Annotated in this window: 17 protein-coding genes; 2 read left to right on the top strand and 15 right to left on the bottom strand. The window is 64.8% G+C overall.

Annotated elements, in window-relative coordinates; genetic code table 11:
* The 5 genes from carB to pyrR are packed head-to-tail and all read right to left on the bottom strand — an operon-like array spanning position 1 to position 7,388.
* Positions 1–3,345 (bottom strand): carbamoyl-phosphate synthase large subunit, encoded by a 3,345-nt coding sequence (carB, locus tag CIMIT_RS06645; protein ID WP_038590814.1) that lies wholly within the window; start codon positions 3,343–3,345, stop codon positions 1–3.
* Positions 3,346–3,379: 34 nt separating this feature from the next.
* Positions 3,380–4,555, bottom strand: a complete 1,176-nt coding sequence (gene carA, locus CIMIT_RS06650; protein ID WP_038590819.1) for a glutamine-hydrolyzing carbamoyl-phosphate synthase small subunit — start codon at positions 4,553–4,555, stop codon at positions 3,380–3,382.
* Positions 4,556–4,574: 19 nt separating this feature from the next.
* Positions 4,575–5,894 carry a dihydroorotase gene (locus CIMIT_RS06655; RefSeq protein WP_038590824.1) on the bottom strand — a complete coding sequence of 440 codons (1,320 nt, stop codon included), beginning with the start codon at positions 5,892–5,894 and terminating at the stop codon, positions 4,575–4,577.
* Positions 5,895–6,815, bottom strand: coding sequence for an aspartate carbamoyltransferase catalytic subunit (locus CIMIT_RS06660; protein WP_038590828.1), 921 nt, complete (start codon positions 6,813–6,815; stop codon positions 5,895–5,897).
* A 3-nt stretch (positions 6,816–6,818) separates the two neighbouring features.
* Entirely contained in the window at positions 6,819–7,388 is a 570-nt protein-coding gene (pyrR, locus tag CIMIT_RS06665; RefSeq protein ID WP_038590831.1) for a bifunctional pyr operon transcriptional regulator/uracil phosphoribosyltransferase PyrR, read from the bottom strand.
* Positions 7,389–7,550: 162 nt separating this feature from the next.
* On the opposite strand from pyrR, the gene CIMIT_RS06670 reads away from it, so the two are divergent.
* Positions 7,551–8,114 (top strand): type III secretion system chaperone family protein, encoded by a 564-nt coding sequence (locus tag CIMIT_RS06670; protein ID WP_231910273.1) that lies wholly within the window; start codon positions 7,551–7,553, stop codon positions 8,112–8,114.
* Positions 8,104–8,562 (top strand): YbjN domain-containing protein, encoded by a 459-nt coding sequence (locus CIMIT_RS06675; RefSeq protein WP_038590834.1) that lies wholly within the window; start codon positions 8,104–8,106, stop codon positions 8,560–8,562. The genes CIMIT_RS06670 and CIMIT_RS06675 overlap by 11 nt, the downstream gene beginning before the upstream one ends.
* Here CIMIT_RS06675 and CIMIT_RS06680 read toward each other — a convergent pair.
* The 10 genes from CIMIT_RS06680 to CIMIT_RS06725 all read right to left on the bottom strand — a co-directional run bounded on the left by CIMIT_RS06680 (position 8,559) and on the right by CIMIT_RS06725 (position 16,469).
* Positions 8,559–9,401 carry a PPK2 family polyphosphate kinase gene (locus CIMIT_RS06680; protein ID WP_038590837.1) on the bottom strand — a complete coding sequence of 281 codons (843 nt, stop codon included), beginning with the start codon at positions 9,399–9,401 and terminating at the stop codon, positions 8,559–8,561. The two genes, CIMIT_RS06675 and CIMIT_RS06680, sit on opposite strands and share 4 nt — an antisense overlap.
* Positions 9,402–9,422: 21 nt before the next feature.
* A complete protein-coding gene (gene nusB / locus CIMIT_RS06685; protein ID WP_038590841.1) occupies positions 9,423–10,016 on the bottom strand; it encodes a transcription antitermination factor NusB in 594 nt (197 codons plus the stop codon).
* On the bottom strand, positions 10,016–10,579 hold the full coding sequence (efp, locus tag CIMIT_RS06690) for an elongation factor P (RefSeq protein WP_038590843.1): 564 nt from the start codon (positions 10,577–10,579) through the stop codon (positions 10,016–10,018). The genes nusB and efp overlap by 1 nt, the downstream gene beginning before the upstream one ends.
* Before the next feature lie 74 nt (positions 10,580–10,653).
* Positions 10,654–11,745, bottom strand: coding sequence for an aminopeptidase P family protein (locus CIMIT_RS06695; RefSeq protein ID WP_038590845.1), 1,092 nt, complete (start codon positions 11,743–11,745; stop codon positions 10,654–10,656).
* Between the two features lie 13 nt (positions 11,746–11,758).
* Positions 11,759–12,196, bottom strand: a complete 438-nt coding sequence (aroQ, locus tag CIMIT_RS06700; RefSeq protein ID WP_038590847.1) for a type II 3-dehydroquinate dehydratase — start codon at positions 12,194–12,196, stop codon at positions 11,759–11,761.
* 45 nt (positions 12,197–12,241) lie between these two features.
* Positions 12,242–13,294: a 3-dehydroquinate synthase gene (aroB, locus tag CIMIT_RS06705; protein ID WP_038590848.1), complete on the bottom strand. Its 1,053-nt coding sequence runs from the start codon at positions 13,292–13,294 to the stop codon at positions 12,242–12,244.
* Positions 13,295–13,318: 24 nt separating this feature from the next.
* The gene (locus CIMIT_RS06710; RefSeq protein WP_084674293.1) at positions 13,319–13,900 is read right to left on the bottom strand and encodes a shikimate kinase; all 582 of its coding nucleotides are present in this window, start codon (positions 13,898–13,900) and stop codon (positions 13,319–13,321) included.
* Between the two features lie 2 nt (positions 13,901–13,902).
* Positions 13,903–15,132, bottom strand: a complete 1,230-nt coding sequence (gene aroC, locus CIMIT_RS06715; RefSeq protein ID WP_038590850.1) for a chorismate synthase — start codon at positions 15,130–15,132, stop codon at positions 13,903–13,905.
* 24 nt (positions 15,133–15,156) lie between these two features.
* Positions 15,157–15,579, bottom strand: coding sequence for a prepilin peptidase (locus CIMIT_RS06720; RefSeq protein WP_051904858.1), 423 nt, complete (start codon positions 15,577–15,579; stop codon positions 15,157–15,159).
* An 11-nt stretch (positions 15,580–15,590) separates the two neighbouring features.
* Positions 15,591–16,469: a shikimate dehydrogenase gene (locus tag CIMIT_RS06725; protein WP_051904859.1), complete on the bottom strand. Its 879-nt coding sequence runs from the start codon at positions 16,467–16,469 to the stop codon at positions 15,591–15,593.
* Positions 16,470–16,481: the final 12 nt, after the last annotated feature.

Below are 16,481 nucleotides of genomic sequence, written 5' to 3' on the forward strand. Positions count from 1 at the left end.
TTAAGCCTTCGCTTCCTCGCCTGCGTGCTCCAGCTCCTGCAGGCTGGTCACCGTGATCTCATTGCCGCGGATGGCCTCGATGCCCTGCACGGCCGCGGTCACGCCCTGCACCGTCGTCATGATCGGCACACCTGCGACCACGGCGGCGGCGCGGATGTCGTAGCCGTCGTGACGTGCGCCGGAGGACCCGGCCGGGGTGTTGAGAATCAGGTCGATCTCGCCTTCGCTGATGCGGTCGACGATCGAGGTCCCCTCGCCGCCCTCGCGCACCTCCGACGCCTTCAGCGCGGTCTCGCAGGCAATGCCGTTGCGGCGCAGCATCTGCGCGGTACCTGCGGTCGCCACAATCTTGAAGCCCATGGTGGACAGGCGCTGGATCGGGAAGATCAGTGTGCGCTTGTCGCGGTTAGCGACGGAAACGAACACCGTGCCCTCCGTCGGCAGCGGGCCAAAGGCCGCAACCTCTGCCTTGGCGTAGGCCACACCGAAGGACGGGGCAAGGCCCATCACCTCGCCCGTCGATTTCATCTCAGGCCCAAGGATCGTATCGAGCAGCGAGCCGTCGGGGCGGCGGAAGCGGGTAAACGGCAGTACCGCCTCCTTCACCGCGATCGGGTGGTCGAGCGGCAGGGACCCGCCGTCGTAGTCGGTCGGGATGAGGCCCTCCTCGCGCAGCTCGGCAAGGGTGGCACCCATCATGATGCGGGCGGCGGCCTTCGCCAGGTGCACGCCCGTGGCCTTGGACACGAACGGCACCGTGCGGGAGGCACGCGGGTTCGCCTCGATGACGTAGAGGATGTCGTCCTTCAGCGCGAACTGGACGTTCATCAGGCCTTTGACACCGATGCCGTGCGCAAGCGCCTCCGCTGAGCGGCGGACCTGCGCGATATCCTCCGGGCCAATGGTCATCGGCGGCAGGGCACAACCGGAGTCACCGGAGTGAATACCGGCCTCCTCGATGTGCTCCATCACGCCGCCGAGGTAAACCTCCTCGCCGTCGCAGAGCACGTCGACGTCGATCTCAATCGCGGAATCCAGGAAGCGGTCGACCAGCACCGGGTGGTCCGGCGACAGCTCGGTCGCGCGGTCGATGTAGTCGTGCAGGCTGGCCTCGTCGTAGACGATCTCCATGCCGCGCCCGCCGAGCACGTAAGACGGGCGCACCAGCACCGGGTAGCCGATCCCAGCCGCCACCTCGCGTGCCTCCTCAAACGAGGTCGCAGTGCCGTAGGCCGGTGCCGGCAGGTTCGCTGCCTCGAGCACGTCGCCGAACTCGCCGCGATCCTCCGCCGAGTCAATCGCTTCCGGGGTCGTGCCAACCACGGGCACGCCCGCGTCGGCAAGCCGCTGCGCCAGGCCCAGCGGGGTCTGGCCGCCCAGCTGCACGATGACGCCTGCCACCGTGCCCGAGGCGGACTCGGCGCGGTAGATCTCCATGACATCCTCGAAGGTCAGCGGTTCGAAGTAGAGGCGGTCCGCCGTGTCGTAGTCGGTGGAGACGGTCTCCGGGTTGCAGTTGACCATCACCGTCTCGTAGCCGATGCGGGACAGCTCGAGCGCGGCGTGGACGCAGGAGTAGTCGAACTCGATGCCCTGGCCAATGCGGTTCGGGCCGGAGCCCAAAATGATGACCTTCTCGCGGCCGGTCTCGGCCACCTCGTTCTCGGCATTCGGGTCCATCTCGTAGGCCGAGTAGTGGTACGGCGTCTGCGCCTCAAACTCGCCAGCGCAGGTATCGACGGTCTTGAACACGGGGTGGATGCCCAGCGACCAGCGCAGGGAACGCACGCCGTCCTCGCCTGCCAGCTCCGGCCGCAGCGCCGCGATCTGGGCGTCGGAGAGCCCATAAGCCTTGGCTTCGCGGAGGAGTTCGGCGTCGAGCACGGGGGCGTCGAGAAGCTGCTGGCGGAACTCCACGAGCGCCTGCAGCTCGGCGAGGAACCAGGGGTCGATGCCGCTAGCCTCGTGCACCTCATCGACGCTGGCGCCGAGGCGCAGGGCGAGCTCGACGTCGTACATGCGCTTGTCCGTCGGGACCTTGAGGTCCTCGAGCACTGCGGCCACGTCGTTCTCACGGCCCTCGGCGAAGTACTCGTCCGGGCGAGTCCAGAAGCCGTTCGGCTTGTCCTCCATCGAGCGCATGACCTTGTTCAGGCCCTGGATGTAGTTGCGGCCGATGCCCATGGCCTCGCCAACCGCCTTCATTGAGGTGCCGAGCGTGTCGTCGCTGCCCGGGAACTTCTCGAAGGCAAAGCGCGGCATCTTCACAATCACGTAGTCCAGCGTCGGCTCGAAGGCCGCAGGCGTGACACCGGTGATGTCGTTGGTGATCTCGTCGAGCGTGTAGCCGATCGCCAGCTTGGAGGCGATCTTGGCGATCGGGAAGCCGGTGGCCTTCGATGCCAGCGCCGAGGAGCGCGACACGCGCGGGTTCATCTCAATGGTGATGATGCGCCCGTCTTCCGGGTTGACCGCGAACTGGATGTTGCACCCGCCGGTGTCCACGCCCACCTCGCGGATAATGGCGATGCCCTGGTCGCGCATGGTCTGGTACTCGCGATCCGTCAGGGTCAGTGCGGGGGCCACGGTGACGGAGTCGCCGGTGTGCACACCGAGCGCGTCGACGTTTTCGATCGAGGCAATGACCACGACGTTGTCGTCGCCGTCGCGCATGAGCTCGAGCTCGAACTCCTTCCAGCCCAGGATGGACTCCTCGATGAGCACGTTCGCCTCGGGGCTGGCCTCCAGACCGCCGCCGGCGATGCGGTCGAGGTCCTCCATCGTAAAGGCCAGGCCGGAGCCCAGCCCGCCCATGGTAAACGACGGGCGCACGACGACCGGCAGGCCGAGCTCTTCGACCGTCTCGTGGACCTCGTCCATGGTGTAGCAGACACGGGAACGGGCGGACTCGCCGCCGATCTTTTCCACGATGTCCTTGAACTTCTGGCGGTCCTCGCCGCGCTCGATGGCGTCGATGTTCGCGCCGATGAGCTCGACCCCGTGCTTAGCCAGGATGCCCTGGCGATCCAGCTGGATCGCGGCGTTCAGCGCGGTCTGGCCGCCAAGCGTTGCCAGGATGGCGTCGACAGGGTTGCCCTGCTCCGCCTCCTTCTCCAGAATCATGTCGATGTAGTGCGGCTCGATCGGCTCGACGTAGGTGTGGTCGGCAAATTCCGGGTCCGTCATGATGGTTGCCGGGTTCGAGTTAATTAGGGTGACCCGCAGCCCCTCTTCCTTGAGGACGCGGCACGCCTGGGTGCCCGAGTAGTCAAACTCGCAGGCTTGACCGATCACAATCGGTCCGGAGCCAATAACCAGGACGTGGTTGATGTCTTCTCGTTTCATCGGTGATACTCCCTAGTACTTTCGTTTTTCCTGGTTACTTTGCGTTCGGGCTGTGCTCGTCCATCAGCGCGATGAACTGGTCGAAAAGCGGGTTCGCGTCGTGCGGGCCGGCGGCCGACTCCGGGTGGAACTGCACCGAGTACGCCATCCCGTTCTCCAGCGCCACGCCCTCGACGACGTCGTCGTTGAGGCAGGTGTGGGTGATCACGGCCGGGCCGAACTCGGTGTCGAAGGTCTCGCCGGCACCGATGCCCTCGGGGGCGGCGAGCGCGAAGCCGTGGTTTTGGCTGGTGATGTCGATCTTGGAGGTCAGGTGATTCTTCACCGGGACGTTGACGCCGCGGTGGCCGAACTTCAGCTTGTAGGTGTCAAGCCCGAGCGCGCGTCCGAGGATCTGGTTGCCAAAGCAGATGCCAAACAGCGGCAGCTTCTTGTGGATGATCTTCCGGGTAATCGCAACCATCTCGTCCGCGGTCGCCGGGTCGCCCGGACCGTTGGAGATGAACACGCCGTCCGGCTTGTACTGCAGAATGTCCTCGTAAGCGGTGTTCGCCGGCACAACGATGGTTTCCACCCCGCGCTGGGCCAGGTGGTTCGGAGTGGCCGTCTTGATCCCCATGTCGTAGGCCACGACGGTGTAGCGCTTCTCCCCTACCGCCTCAATGGTGTAGGGCGAATCGGTGCTCACCTGGGCAGAGAGGTCGGCCCCAGCCATGGTCGGCTGTTCGTTCACCTTCGCCACCAAGTCTTGGACATCGCTTTGCGACGCCTCGCCCACGAACAGGCCCGCTGGCGCAGACCCCTCGTTGCGCAGGTGACGCACCACGCTACGCGTATCAATGCCGGAGATGCCCACGATGCCCTGGGCGCGCATCTCCTCTTCCAGCGAGCGCTCGGCGCGCCAATTCGATACGCGCTTGGAAAGGTCGCGCACGATCAGGCCGGCGACCCAGATGCGGCCGTCGCGGGACTCGTTGTCCTCGTCGTTCCAGCCGGTGTTGCCGATCTGCGGTGCCGTCATCACCACGATCTGGCGGTGGTACGAGGGATCCGTCATGGTCTCCTGGTAGCCGGTCATGCCGGTGGTAAACACGGCTTCCCCGTAGACAGGGTCGATGTCGCTGTCGGGCTCGACTGCGCCGAAGGCGTAGCCGCGGTAAACGTGACCGTCGCCAAGCACGAGGGCCGCAGGGATTCGAGATTCAGTCATGGTTGCTTCCTTTGAAAAATTACTTCGTGCTGGTGGTAGTCGTTTCGGTCTCAGTCTCGTCGGCCCGGTAGGTGACCTCGCCGCGCAGCATGGTCAACGCGATGCTGGTGGCAAACTCCGTGCCCTCGTACGGGGTGTTCGACGCCTTGGAGCGCAGCTTGTCGCCCTCGACGGTCCACGCCGCGCCCGGGTCGACGAGCACCAAGTTGGCCGGCTCCCCTTCCGCGATCGGGCGACCCTGATCTTCGAGGCGCAGGATCTCTGCGGGGCGCTCGCTCATCACCTTCGCCACGAAGCGCCAGTCCGCGAGGCCAGACTCCACGAAGACCTGCGCGATGATCGGCAGCGAAGTCTCCAGGCCCAGCATGCCGGGCTTGGCGTGCTCGAACTCCACGCACTTGTCCTCGGAGCCGTGCGGGGCGTGGTCGGTGGCCACCACGTCGATCGTGCCGTCAAGCAACGCATCTCGCAGCGCGATAGTGTCGCGCTGCTCGCGCAGCGGCGGGTTGACGCGGTAGACGCCGTCGTAGGTCTCGAGTTTCTCGTCGGTAAGCAGCAGGTGGTGCGGAGTCGCCTCGGCGCTGACGTTGATGCCCTGCTCCTTAGCCCAGCGCAGCAACTCAACTGTGCCCTCGGTCGAGGCGTGGCAGATGTGCAGACGGCCACCGTAGTCACGGGTCATGATCACGTCGCGGGCGACGACGGATTCCTCCGCCACTCGCGGCCACCCACCCAGGCCGAGCCGGGCTGCGGTCTCGCCCTCGTGGGCGACCGCGTCCGCGGTCATGCGGTGGTCCTCGGCATGTTGAGCGAGCAGCACGTCATAGGCCTTCGCGTACTCGACCGCGCGGCGCATCACCTGCGGGTCGTTGACGCACTTGCCGTCATCAGAAAACATACGGACGTGGCCCTGGCTCATCAGCCCGATCTCGCTGAGCTGCTTGCCTTCCAGGTTCTGGGTGATCGCGCCAACCGGGTAGACGTCGCACTTGCCGTAGGCCTGGCCCTTCTCCCACACCGCGTCGGCGAGGAAGGGCTGGTCGATCACGGGGCTCGTGTTCGCCATGGTGAACACGGCGGTAAAGCCGCCCTTGGCTGCCGCATCGGAGCCGGTGGCGATGGTTTCTGTGTCCTCGCGGCCCGGCTCGCGCAGGTGGACGTGCATATCCACCAGGCCCGGCAGCAACACCTTGCCGCCGGCGTCGATGACCTCGAAGGACTCATCTGTCTCGTCGAGGCCGAGGTCTTTGCCGATGGCTTGGATCACGCCGCCGTCGATAAGCAGCTGCACCTCGTCCTCACCGTAGGGACGGACGTTTTTGATTACGAACTTTCCCATTTACTCTTCCTCTCCCACAAGCAGCGTAAACAGCACCGCCATGCGGGTGTACACACCGTTAGAGACCTGCTGCAGTACCGCGGTGTTGTCTCGCTCCGCAACAGCAAAGTTAATTTCCATCCCGCGCAACATCGGGCCCGGGTGCATGATGATCGCACCTTCCTTCATCCGGTTGGCGCGCTGCGCGCTCAAGCCGTAGAGGGTGGCGTACTCGCGGTGCGAGGGGAAAAACCCGCCGTGCATGCGCTCGGCCTGCACGCGCAGCATCATCACCACGTCCGCATCCGCGATCTCGGCGTCCAGGTCATAGGCCACGCGCGCCGGCCAGTGCTCCACCCCGGTGGGCAGCAGCGTCGGTGGAGCCACGAGCACGACCTCCGCCCCCAACAGGTGGAGCAGATCAACGTTCGAGCGCGCCACGCGCGAGTGCACGATGTCGCCCACGATGACCACCTTGCGCCCGGCGATCTCGCCGATCCGCTGACGCATCGTCACCGCGTCCAGCAACGCCTGCGTGGGGTGCTGGTGCTTGCCGTCGCCTGCGTTAATGATCGAGGTACCCGGCAACCACTGCTTCAGCAGCTGCGCGGCTCCCGACGCCGGGTGGCGCACCACGATCGCATCCGCGCCGACGGCCTCGACCGTCTGCGCCGTATCTTTGAGCGACTCGCCCTTCTTTACCGAGGAACTCGAGGCGGAGATGTTGATCACGTCCGCGCTCATCCATTTGCCCGCGGTCTCGAAGGACGAACGGGTGCGAGTGGAGTTCTCGTAGAACAGGGTGAAGATGGTGCGGCCCCGCAGCGTGGGCAGCTTCTTGATCTCGCGGCCGTCCAAGGCCTCCTTGAAGCGGTCGGCCTCATCCATGATGGCGAGGGCCTCGTCCCGGCTTAGGTCTGCAATATCAATGAGGTGCTTCATCTCTTATGCCTCCCGGTGCAGCGTGACCGCGTCAACGGCGTCGATCGGAGTGAGCGTGACGGTCACGTCCTCGCTCAACGCGGTCGGGATGTTCTTGCCCACATAGTCCGCGCGGATGGGCAGCTGGCGGTGCCCGCGGTCAACCAGCACGGCAAGCTGAATCGTTGCTGGCCTCCCGATGTCGCGCAGCGAGTCCAGGGCGGCACGGATCGTGCGCCCCGAGTACAGCACGTCATCGACGAGCACCACCGTCGCCCCGTCGAGCGGTGCCGGAATGCTGGTCGGGCGCAGCGCGCGGTGCGGTTTGTCGCGCAAATCATCGCGGTACAGGGTGACATCTAAGCTGCCGACGGGCACGCTCACCCCGGAGAATTCCTCAATAGCCGCCGCGATGCGCTGCGCCAAGGGCACGCCCCCGGAGGGAATACCGAGCAGCTGCACGGGCGCGGTGCCATCTTGCGATGCCGTGTCCAGCGCCGTCTTTTCAATTATCTGGTGCGCAATGCGTGCGATCGTGCGCGCGACGTCGTCTGCGCTCAGCAGCTCCACCGTCGTGCGGGTATCTCCACTCATCTCGCCTCCTTCCCCGCCTCACAGTGCGGAATTTAAAGGATGCTTGTGCAAAACCCGCGTGCTGCGGGCCGAGTCCCGGTCTGAAAGATTGTTGAGACTGCCCAGCATTTTAGCACTTATGCCTTACTCCCGTGGCGAAGCGTGGCAGGTACAGTCGTCTGTGTGAGTAGCAACAATACGACACCCCCAAACGCGTCCCAGTCAGCTGCGGACGGGGCCGAGCTTCCAAGCGCCCCGGACGCGGAGACCGTCGCCGAGGTCAATGCCGCAGCGCAGGCTGACTCCAACAACGAGCCCAAAGAAGTGACCCCAGAGGCCGTCGCCGAAATCTTCAGCGCCGAAGGCCTCGAGCACCGCGTCGAGGACGGCACGGTGCGCTCCGGCTTCATCAACGCCGCCATCGTGGTTGCCTTTGACAGCGACCACCTCATCTTCGAGTCGCTGTGGCGCGGCAAGATTCCAAAGGACATGGCCTCGCATATCCTGCTTGCCACCAACGAGCACAACCAGACGCACTTCGCGCCCACCCTGCGCTTCTTCGAGCAGGGCGAAGACCACCTGGCGATTAGCGCGATCCGCACGCTCGACATCACGCACGGCGCATCCTACAACCAGCTCGGTGCGTTCATCATGAGCTCGATCGACACCACGCTTCAGGCCTTCGACTTCTTGGCCACTTCATTCCCCACCCTCGTCACTTGGGAGGATCCGCACGATGAGCACTAATACAACACAACTGGTCACCATCGACCGCGTCGCCGACGCACTCGCAGGCCTCGACGTCACCGTGCAGACCGATGCCTCCGGACGCGCCGCGCACGCCAACATCAACGGCTACAACGTGCTGTTCGTCCTGCTGGACTCGGTGCTCATCGCGCGCGCCGACGCCGCAACCGAAACGCCGTCTGATACCCCGGACCCCACCGTGTACCTGGCTGCTAACCAGGTCAACTCTTCTTTCCTGGATGCTCGCGCGCTTGTTGTCAACAAGGCGGACACACTGATCATCCGCACGGAGTCCGAGAACCAGGTCGCCGCCGGCATGACCGACGAGCAGCTCTCGAGCGCCCTCAAGCGCAGCCTCGACGGGCTGATGCGCGGCCAGGACGCGATGCATGCCTTGATTGAGGAAATCACCTCGGCCCGCGAGGCCGCCCAGAAAACGGAGAGCTAAGAGTTCTCTAGCCGCGCAAGCTCCGTCGCCGGGTCAAAGTCGGCGGCGGGCCACTGTGGATCGAGTTGCTTGAGCGCGTCGACAAGCAGCGTCTTGACCACGGTGCGGCAGTACTTCTTATTGTCAGAGGGAATGCAGTACCACGGCGCAGTATCTGTCGACGTGCGCGTCAACGCGATCTGATACGCGGCCATGTACTGCGTCCACAACTTCCGGTCATCGATGTCGCCTGGGTTGTACTTCCAGTGCTTCTCCGGATTCTCGATGCGCTCGCGCAGGTTTTCCGCCTGAAACTCGCGCGAGATATGCGGCATCACCTTGATGATCTTCGTGCCGTTTGCCGCAGCCTTCTGCTCAAAGTCCACGATCGCGCCGTAGCGGCGCTCGATCTCCTCCGGCGGTGCCATCTGCTTGACCCGCTGCACCAACACGTCCTCGTAGTGAGAGCGGTCGAACACGCTGATCTGTCCCGGCTCCGGCAGGTGCGGAGCAATCCGCCACAAAAAGTCGTGCTCGGCCTCCTCTTCAGTCGGCGCGCCGAAAGCCTTGATGTGCACGCCCTGCAGATCCATCGTCCCGCCGATGACGTGGCGAATGATCCCGCCCTTGCCCGCAGTATCCATCCCCTGGAGCACTAAGAGCACCGAGCCGGTCCCCGGCGTGCCCGCGCGTCCATTGGCGTAGAGCTTCTTCTGGAGCACGCCGAGCTCATCGTCGAACTTTTCGAAAGCCTCCCCGACGTCTTTGACGCCCGGGGTGGCTGCCGTGTCCACATCGTCGATCTGGAAATCCGGGCCGACTTTGAAAGCCTGCGCCTCTTCGATAGAAACCTTTGCCATTGGGTGTGTCCTTGCGGTGTCTTAGGGTTCTTGCGGGCTCATTTCAGTCGGGACAGCGGCCTCGGCCACCGTCTCGGTCACCAGCCGCTGCGCGTCATCTGCGCTTTGGGCTGGAGCTGGGGTCTCGCCGGGCTCTGCCTCGACAAGCGTAGCGTCCTCCTCCGCGAAGGGGGCCTCCGGGAGGCCGCGCTGCGCGATACCGTCGAGCACCACATTGATGTAGGGCGCAGCCTGCGCGGCGGAATACTCCGCGGCCATTTCCACGCCCTCCTTGATGGAGATCGGCGCGTCGACCGCGTCGTTGAACATGATCTCCCAGGCGCACACGCGCAGGATTTGACGATCCACCGCGGGCAGGCGGGACAGCTCCCAATCGTCGACCAAGAAGCGCTCAATCGCGTCATCCAGGTCGTCGAGTTGCTCAGCGGCACCAGCCACGATCTGCTGCGTGTACTCGGCGACGGGCGCGACCGAGTTCTGCGGGTTTTTCGCAAGTTCGACGCGGTCTTCAACAATGGCGACCGGATCAACGTCGCGTGTTTCCGCCTCAAAGAGGATGTCTACCGCGCGACGACGTGCGCGGTACCGGGCTCCGTGGCGTTTAAAGTCCGCCATTAGTTGCTCACGCGGGAGAGGTACTCACCCGTGCGGGTGTCTACCTTGACCACGTTGCCGGTTTCCAAGAACAGCGGCACCTGGATCTCCGCACCGGTCTCCAGCGTTGCCGGCTTGGTGCCACCGGAGGAACGGTCGCCCTGCAGGCCCGGCTCGGTGTGCTCGATCTTCAGGTCCACCGAGATCGGCAGCTCGGCGAACAGCGCCTCACCCTCGTGGAAGGAAACCTGCACTCGCATGTTCTCCAGCAGGAAACGCGCCGCTTCGCCGAACTTTTCGGCCGGCAGCTCAAACTGCTCGTAGGTCTTATCGTCCATCACGACGTAGGCGGTGCCGTCGTTGTACAGGTAGGTCATGTCGCGGCGGTCAACGTTCGCGGTCTCTACCTTCACACCAGCGTTCCACGTCTTGTCCACGGTCTTGCCGGTGACGACGTCCTTGAGCTTGGTGCGCACGAACGCAGGGCCCTTGCCTGGCTTGACGTGCTGAAACTCAATGATCTGCTGGAGCTTGCCCTCGTTCTTGAGTACGAGCCCGTTCTTAAAATCGGCGGTAGTTGCCACGTGAAACCTTTCCTCTACTTCTTCATGAAAGTGCCGCTGAAAACTTCAGCAAAGCGTGTGCAAACACAACAATGCTACAGCACAGTCAGTTCCTTAGGGTACTGCGTGATCACCTTCGGTGCCCCAGAGGTGATAATTAGCGTGTCCTCAATACGCACCCCGCCCTTGCCAGGCACGTAGATACCCGGCTCGATGGTCAGCGTCATCGCTTCGCGCAACTCGCCCTTGCCCGTCGTCGAGGCGTAGGGAGCCTCGTGAACGTCAAGGCCCACGCCGTGACCAGTGGAGTGTACGAAGTACTCCCCGTACCCTGCCTCTTCGATCACGGTGCGGCAGGCCGCGTCGACGTCGACAAGCTTGGCACCCGCGACCGAAGCACGCACACCCGCCTGCTGGGACTCCAGCGTGACCTCGTAGATCTCGCGCAGGAAGTCGTTCGGCTCGCCAATGGCAAAGGTGCGGGTCATATCGGAGTTGAACCCGAGGCGGTGCATGCCAAAGTCGATGGTTACCAGCTCGCCTTCCTGCACGATGCGCTCGCTTGCGCCGTGGTGCGGCTTCGCAGAGTTGGGCCCGGAGGCGACAATCGTGTCAAAGCTGGGACGCTCCGCGCCGAGCTGGCGCATGCGGTACTCCAGGTCTGCGGCAATGTCGCGCTCGCTGCGGCCTGCGGCGAGCTCGCCGGCGTCGACAAGCTGCTCGAGCGCCTCAGTCGCGAGCGCTGCGGCCTCCTCCAGGCGGTGCAGCTCGAGGCCGTCCTTGGTCAGGCGGATATCTTCCACCGCACCGGACACCGGCACCAGCGTGACGTCTTCGGGGCATGCCTTCTTCAGCACCTCGAGCTGGCTCACGCTGAGGTAATCCGCCTCGAAGCCCACGCGGTGCCCCTCAACCACCTGCGTCAGCAGCTCCTCGGCCACTTTGCGGGTAATGGTCGCGGGAATGTCGGGCACTTCCTCACCAATCTGAGTAGTGTAGCGCCCATCCGTGGCGATCTTTGCCGTGCGATCCTTCGACACCAGCAGCGCACCGTTGGAGCCGCTAAAACCCGAAAGGTAGCGCACGTGCGTGATGTGCGTGATCAGCACGTCGTCGATCCGCTTCGCAGCCAGTGCGGAAGCAAGCTTCCGACGCCGCGTTTCAAAACGAGTATCAGCCAGTGACATGTGTTCCTCCAAACTAACCTTCGGTCTGTGCAAAGTATTCAAGTGCGAGCAGGTAGCCCTGCGTGCCCAGCCCGGCGATCACGCCCTTGGCGATGGGTGACAGGTACGAGTGCTGCCGGAAAGGCTCGCGGGCGTGCACGTTGGAAATGTGCAGCTCGATGAAGCCGTGGGCGTCGGTCAGCTCCACCAGCGCGTCGCGCAGCGCCACCGAGGTATGGGTCCAGCCGCCGGGGTTGATAATGACGGGCAGGCCCGCCTCTGCCGCCTCGTGTACCCACTCGAGCATCTCGCCCTCGTGGTTCGTCTGGCGCAGCTCAACCTCCACATCGAGCTCCGCCGCGCGCGCCTGAAGCTGGCGCTCCACGTCTTCGAGCGTTGCGTGCCCGTAGATCTCCGGCTGGCGCTTGCCCAGCCGGTTCAAGTTTGGCCCGTTGAGCACCAGAATCTTCATTGCTTTTACGTCCTTCCTAGAAGACTTGCCCCGTGTGTGGGCGCGCTACTCCGCAATCGCGTCGTAGGCCGCGCGCATTTCCTCGAACGTTGCGTCCTCCAGACGGGTACACGAGCCAAGCTTGTTCAGCACCACGAAGCGGATCTGTCCGTCGCGGTTCTTCTTATCGTGCGTCATCGCCTCGTACAGCTCATCGAAAGCGCCCGCTTCGTAGGTGGTTGGGAGGCCGACTGCGGTGAGCACCTCGTGGTGGAGGGCGAGCAGGGAGTCGTCGATAAGCCCGCGATTGTGCGCCAAGTGAGCGGCGAACATCATGCCCACACCCACCGCGTTGCCGTGGCGCCAGGTGTAGTTCTCGCGGCGCTCAATAGCGTGGCCGAGTGTGTGCCCGTAATTGAGGATTTCACGCAGGCCCGACTCTTTGAGGTCGCGGCTGACGACGGCGGCCTTGACTGCCACGGAGCGCTCGACCAGCTCCGCCCAGTGCGCGTCCGCGCCGGCGCGGTACAGCTCCAAAATCTTCGGGTCGGCAATAAAACCGGTCTTGACTAGCTCGGCGGACCCGGAGACGATCTCCTCCTGGGGCAGGGTGTAAATGCGCTCGAGGTCGATGAACACCGAATCCGGCTCGTGGAACGCGCCGACAAGGTTCTTGCCCACCGAGGTGTTGATGCCGGTCTTGCCACCGACCGCGGCATCCACCATGGCCAAAAGGGTGGTCGGCACCTGGATGACCTGAATGCCGCGCATCCACGTCGCGGCGATGAAGCCGGCGATGTCTGTGGCCGCGCCGCCGCCCAGACCGATGATCACGTCCTGGCGGGAAAAGCCCTGTTCTCCGACCAGATCCCAGAGCGCGCTTGCGGTCTCCAGCGACTTGCCCGCCTCCGCGTCCGGGATCGGTGCCAGCACTGCGGTAAGGCCTTCGCCTTCAAGGTCTTGCGCGATGGAACGCGCCACCGCCTGCAGCGTTCCTTGGTGCACGATTGCTGCCTTGCGCGCGCCGATTTCTTTCACCCGCCCCGCAACGTCGCGAATGGTGTCATACCCGATGTGGATCGTGTACGGGTCTGCTCCAGTTACCTGCACTGTGGCCATGGTTGCTCCTTGGGTGGGTAAAAACTATTCCTCGGTTGAATCGATGATGCTGAGCACCTCGGCCACCACACGCTGCGGCGGCCGGGAATCCGTCCGCACCCGGTAGTTGGCAACCTCGCGGTAGAAAGGCTCGCGCGTGGCCAGCAGGTCGCGGTAGTGCTGCGCCGGGTCATCGGCCTGCAGGACCGGGCGCGACGTCGAACCCGCGGTACGGCGGATGCCCTCTTCCACAGTCACATCGATCCACACCACGGTGTGACGCTGCAACAGCTGGCGCGTCGACGGGGTGAGCACGGCACCGCCGCCGAGGCTGACAACCCCGCCGGTGGCCAGCGCCTGGGCCACGCACTCGGCTTCCAGCTCGCGGAATCGCTCCTCCCCGAGCTCACTGAAGATCTCGCCGCAGGCCTTGCCATGCGCCTGCTCGATCAGCAGGTCACTATCCACGATCGGCAAGTTCAGCGCGCTCGCGATGCGCCTGCCAATGGTGGACTTGCCAGCACCCGGCGGGCCGACAAGCACGACGCGCGGCGCCGATGCGACGACCGCTGAATTCGCTTGTGCGTCTTCCGGCACCGTGGTCCCGCCACGCTCTGTGTGCGTCATCGCTACTGCCCTTCTTCCGCCCCGTTTTGCACGAAAGCTAATCGACGCTCGACTGCTCCCTTGTACGCCTCGACGTTACGCTTGGTCTCCTCCAAGCTGTCGCCGCCGAACTTCTCCAACACCGCGCGGGCGAGCACGAGCGCCACCATCGCCTCGGCGACAACGCCACCGGCAGGCACCGCGCACACGTCCGAGCGCTGGTGGATGCCCGTCGCCGGCTCACCGCTGCGCATGTCCACGGTCTTCAGCGCGCGCGGCACCGTGGAAATCGGCTTCAGACCCGCACGGACGCGCAACTGTTCGCCATTGGTCATGCCGCCTTCCAGGCCGCCGGCGCGGTTGGTCAAGCGGTGCACGCCCGTCTCGTCGCGCACCATCTCATCATGCGCGGCCGAACCGCGCCTGCGCGCCTCCTCGAAACCGTCGCCGATCTCCACGCCCTTTACCGACTGGATACCCATCAGCGCGCCGGCCAGCTGGGCATCCAGGCGGTGCTCGCCAGAAATGTGCGAGCCCAGCCCGATCGGCAGGCCGTCGACAATGACCTCGACGACGCCGCCAAGCGTGTCGCCAGACTTCTTCGCATCCTCGATGCACGAGATCATCGAGGCCTCCGCTTCCGAATCGAAGGCGCGGACCGGCGAGGCATCAATGGCCTCAATGTCTGCAAAGGTGGGAAGGTCTCCCGCAGCGGGTGTCGACTCCCCGATCGAGATTACGTGCGAAAAGACCTCCACCCCGAGCGTCTCGCGCAGGAAGGAACGCGCCACGGCGGCAGCCGCGACCCTTGCCGCTGTCTCACGGGCTGAAGAGCGTTCGAGCACCGGGCGTGCCGAGTCGAAACCGTACTTGAGCATGCCCGCGAAATCCGCGTGGCCAGGCCGCGGGCGGGTCAGCTTCGCGCCGCGCCCAGAGGACATGGCCTTCGCCACCTCCGGGTCGTCCATATCCAACGGGTGCGGCGACATGATCGTGGTCCACTTCGGCCACTCCGAGTTCCCAATCTGGATGGCAATTGGGCTGCCCAGCGTGCGGCCGTGCAGGATGCCGGTGAGCAGCGTGAGCGCGTCGGCCTCAAACTTCATGCGCGCGCCGCGGCCGTACCCCAGCCGACGGCGCGCGAGGTGGTGAGCGATCTCCTCTTCGGTGATCGGTACACCTGCGGGCATGTTCTCAATCAGCGCGATGAGCGCCTGTCCATGGGATTCCCCAGCGGTTGTCCAACGAAGCATGCACGCATTGTCTCACACGCTGGCTCAAACTGAGCCGTTTAGCCCAACAAACGTTCCCACCGCCCAGGCTGCACCCAGCATTTGCGGTCCGTGCGCAAGCCTGGGCCGGCGCAGCGCGAGTCCAAGCACCACCGTCGCAGCTCCGGAAAGCGCCACCGCAGCGAGTACTGCGCCGAGCCCGCCGAGCGCCATGAGCACAACCCCTAAAGTGACCGCGAGCTTGACGTCGCCGCCGCCTATCCCCCTCCCCGCCACGAAGTACAGTGCTGGCCACACCAGCCCCCACGCAAACCCCGGCGCGGCCACGCACACGAACAAGCACGCAAGCGCGGGCGGCACCGTCAGTGGATTCGGTAGCCTTCGCCACCGCAGATCGTATAGACACAGCGCCGCGCTCCAAACGGCAAAGGTGCACAACGCGAAGATGCAAAGTCCCCCATTCCCCATGGGGGCAAAGCCTAGTCGCTCGTTGGGCCCGTGTCTTGCCCATCGTTTGCATGCATGGACTCCCAATGCGCAAACAGCGCCTCGCGCATCGCGGTGCGCGGAGCGGCGACGCCGGTGAACTGTTCGAATTGCGAGTAGGACTGGCCGGCCAGCATGGTCAGCCCGCCGACGGTGGGGTACCCGTTCGAGGCCGCGCGCACCGCCAGCGGGGTCGGCCACGGGTCATAGATCACGTCCAGCACCGGCGCATGCCCCAGCTGTGGCGCGTACGGCTCCACGCCAGCGGCTGGCACGGTCGAAACGATCACGTCCGCCCATGCTGAGAGCTCGAAGAGGTCCGCCGAATAGTCAACGAAACGGGTATCTACCCCACTGACCAGCTCGGCCACCTCAGCGGAGCGGTCCGAGCGGTTGACCACCACGATTTCGCTCGCTCCCTGCTCCTGCAGCGCCCACAGGGCCGGGCGAGCCGTCCCACCTGAGCCGATGACCAGGGCACGCGTGGGCGGTTCGTCGCCAAGCAGCGCCTTAAGCGCGGTGTGGATGCCCTCGCAGTCGGTGTTGTCCGCGCGCCAGCCCTCGCTGGTGCGCACGAGCGTGTTGGCCGAGCCGATCGCGCGGGCGCGCTGCGTGACCTCGGTGGCGAACTCCAGCGCCGCGAACTTTGCGGGCATGGTGACGGAGAAGCCACGGTACTCCGGCGCAGCCTGACCGACGATGGTCGGCAGTTCCTCGGCGGTGCACTCAATCCGCTCATAGGCCCAATCGTCCAGCTCGGCGGCCTTGTAGCCTGCGTGGTGCAACACCGGCGAGAGCGAATGCGCGATTGGCGAGCCCAGCACCGCCGCACGGTGCCGCACGATGCGCGGCACTCCTGTTTCCTTCTCCATCAGCAACTTTCC

Origin of the sequence: Corynebacterium imitans (assembly GCF_000739455.1) — a bacterium.
Lineage (GTDB): Bacteria > Actinomycetota > Actinomycetes > Mycobacteriales > Mycobacteriaceae > Corynebacterium > Corynebacterium imitans.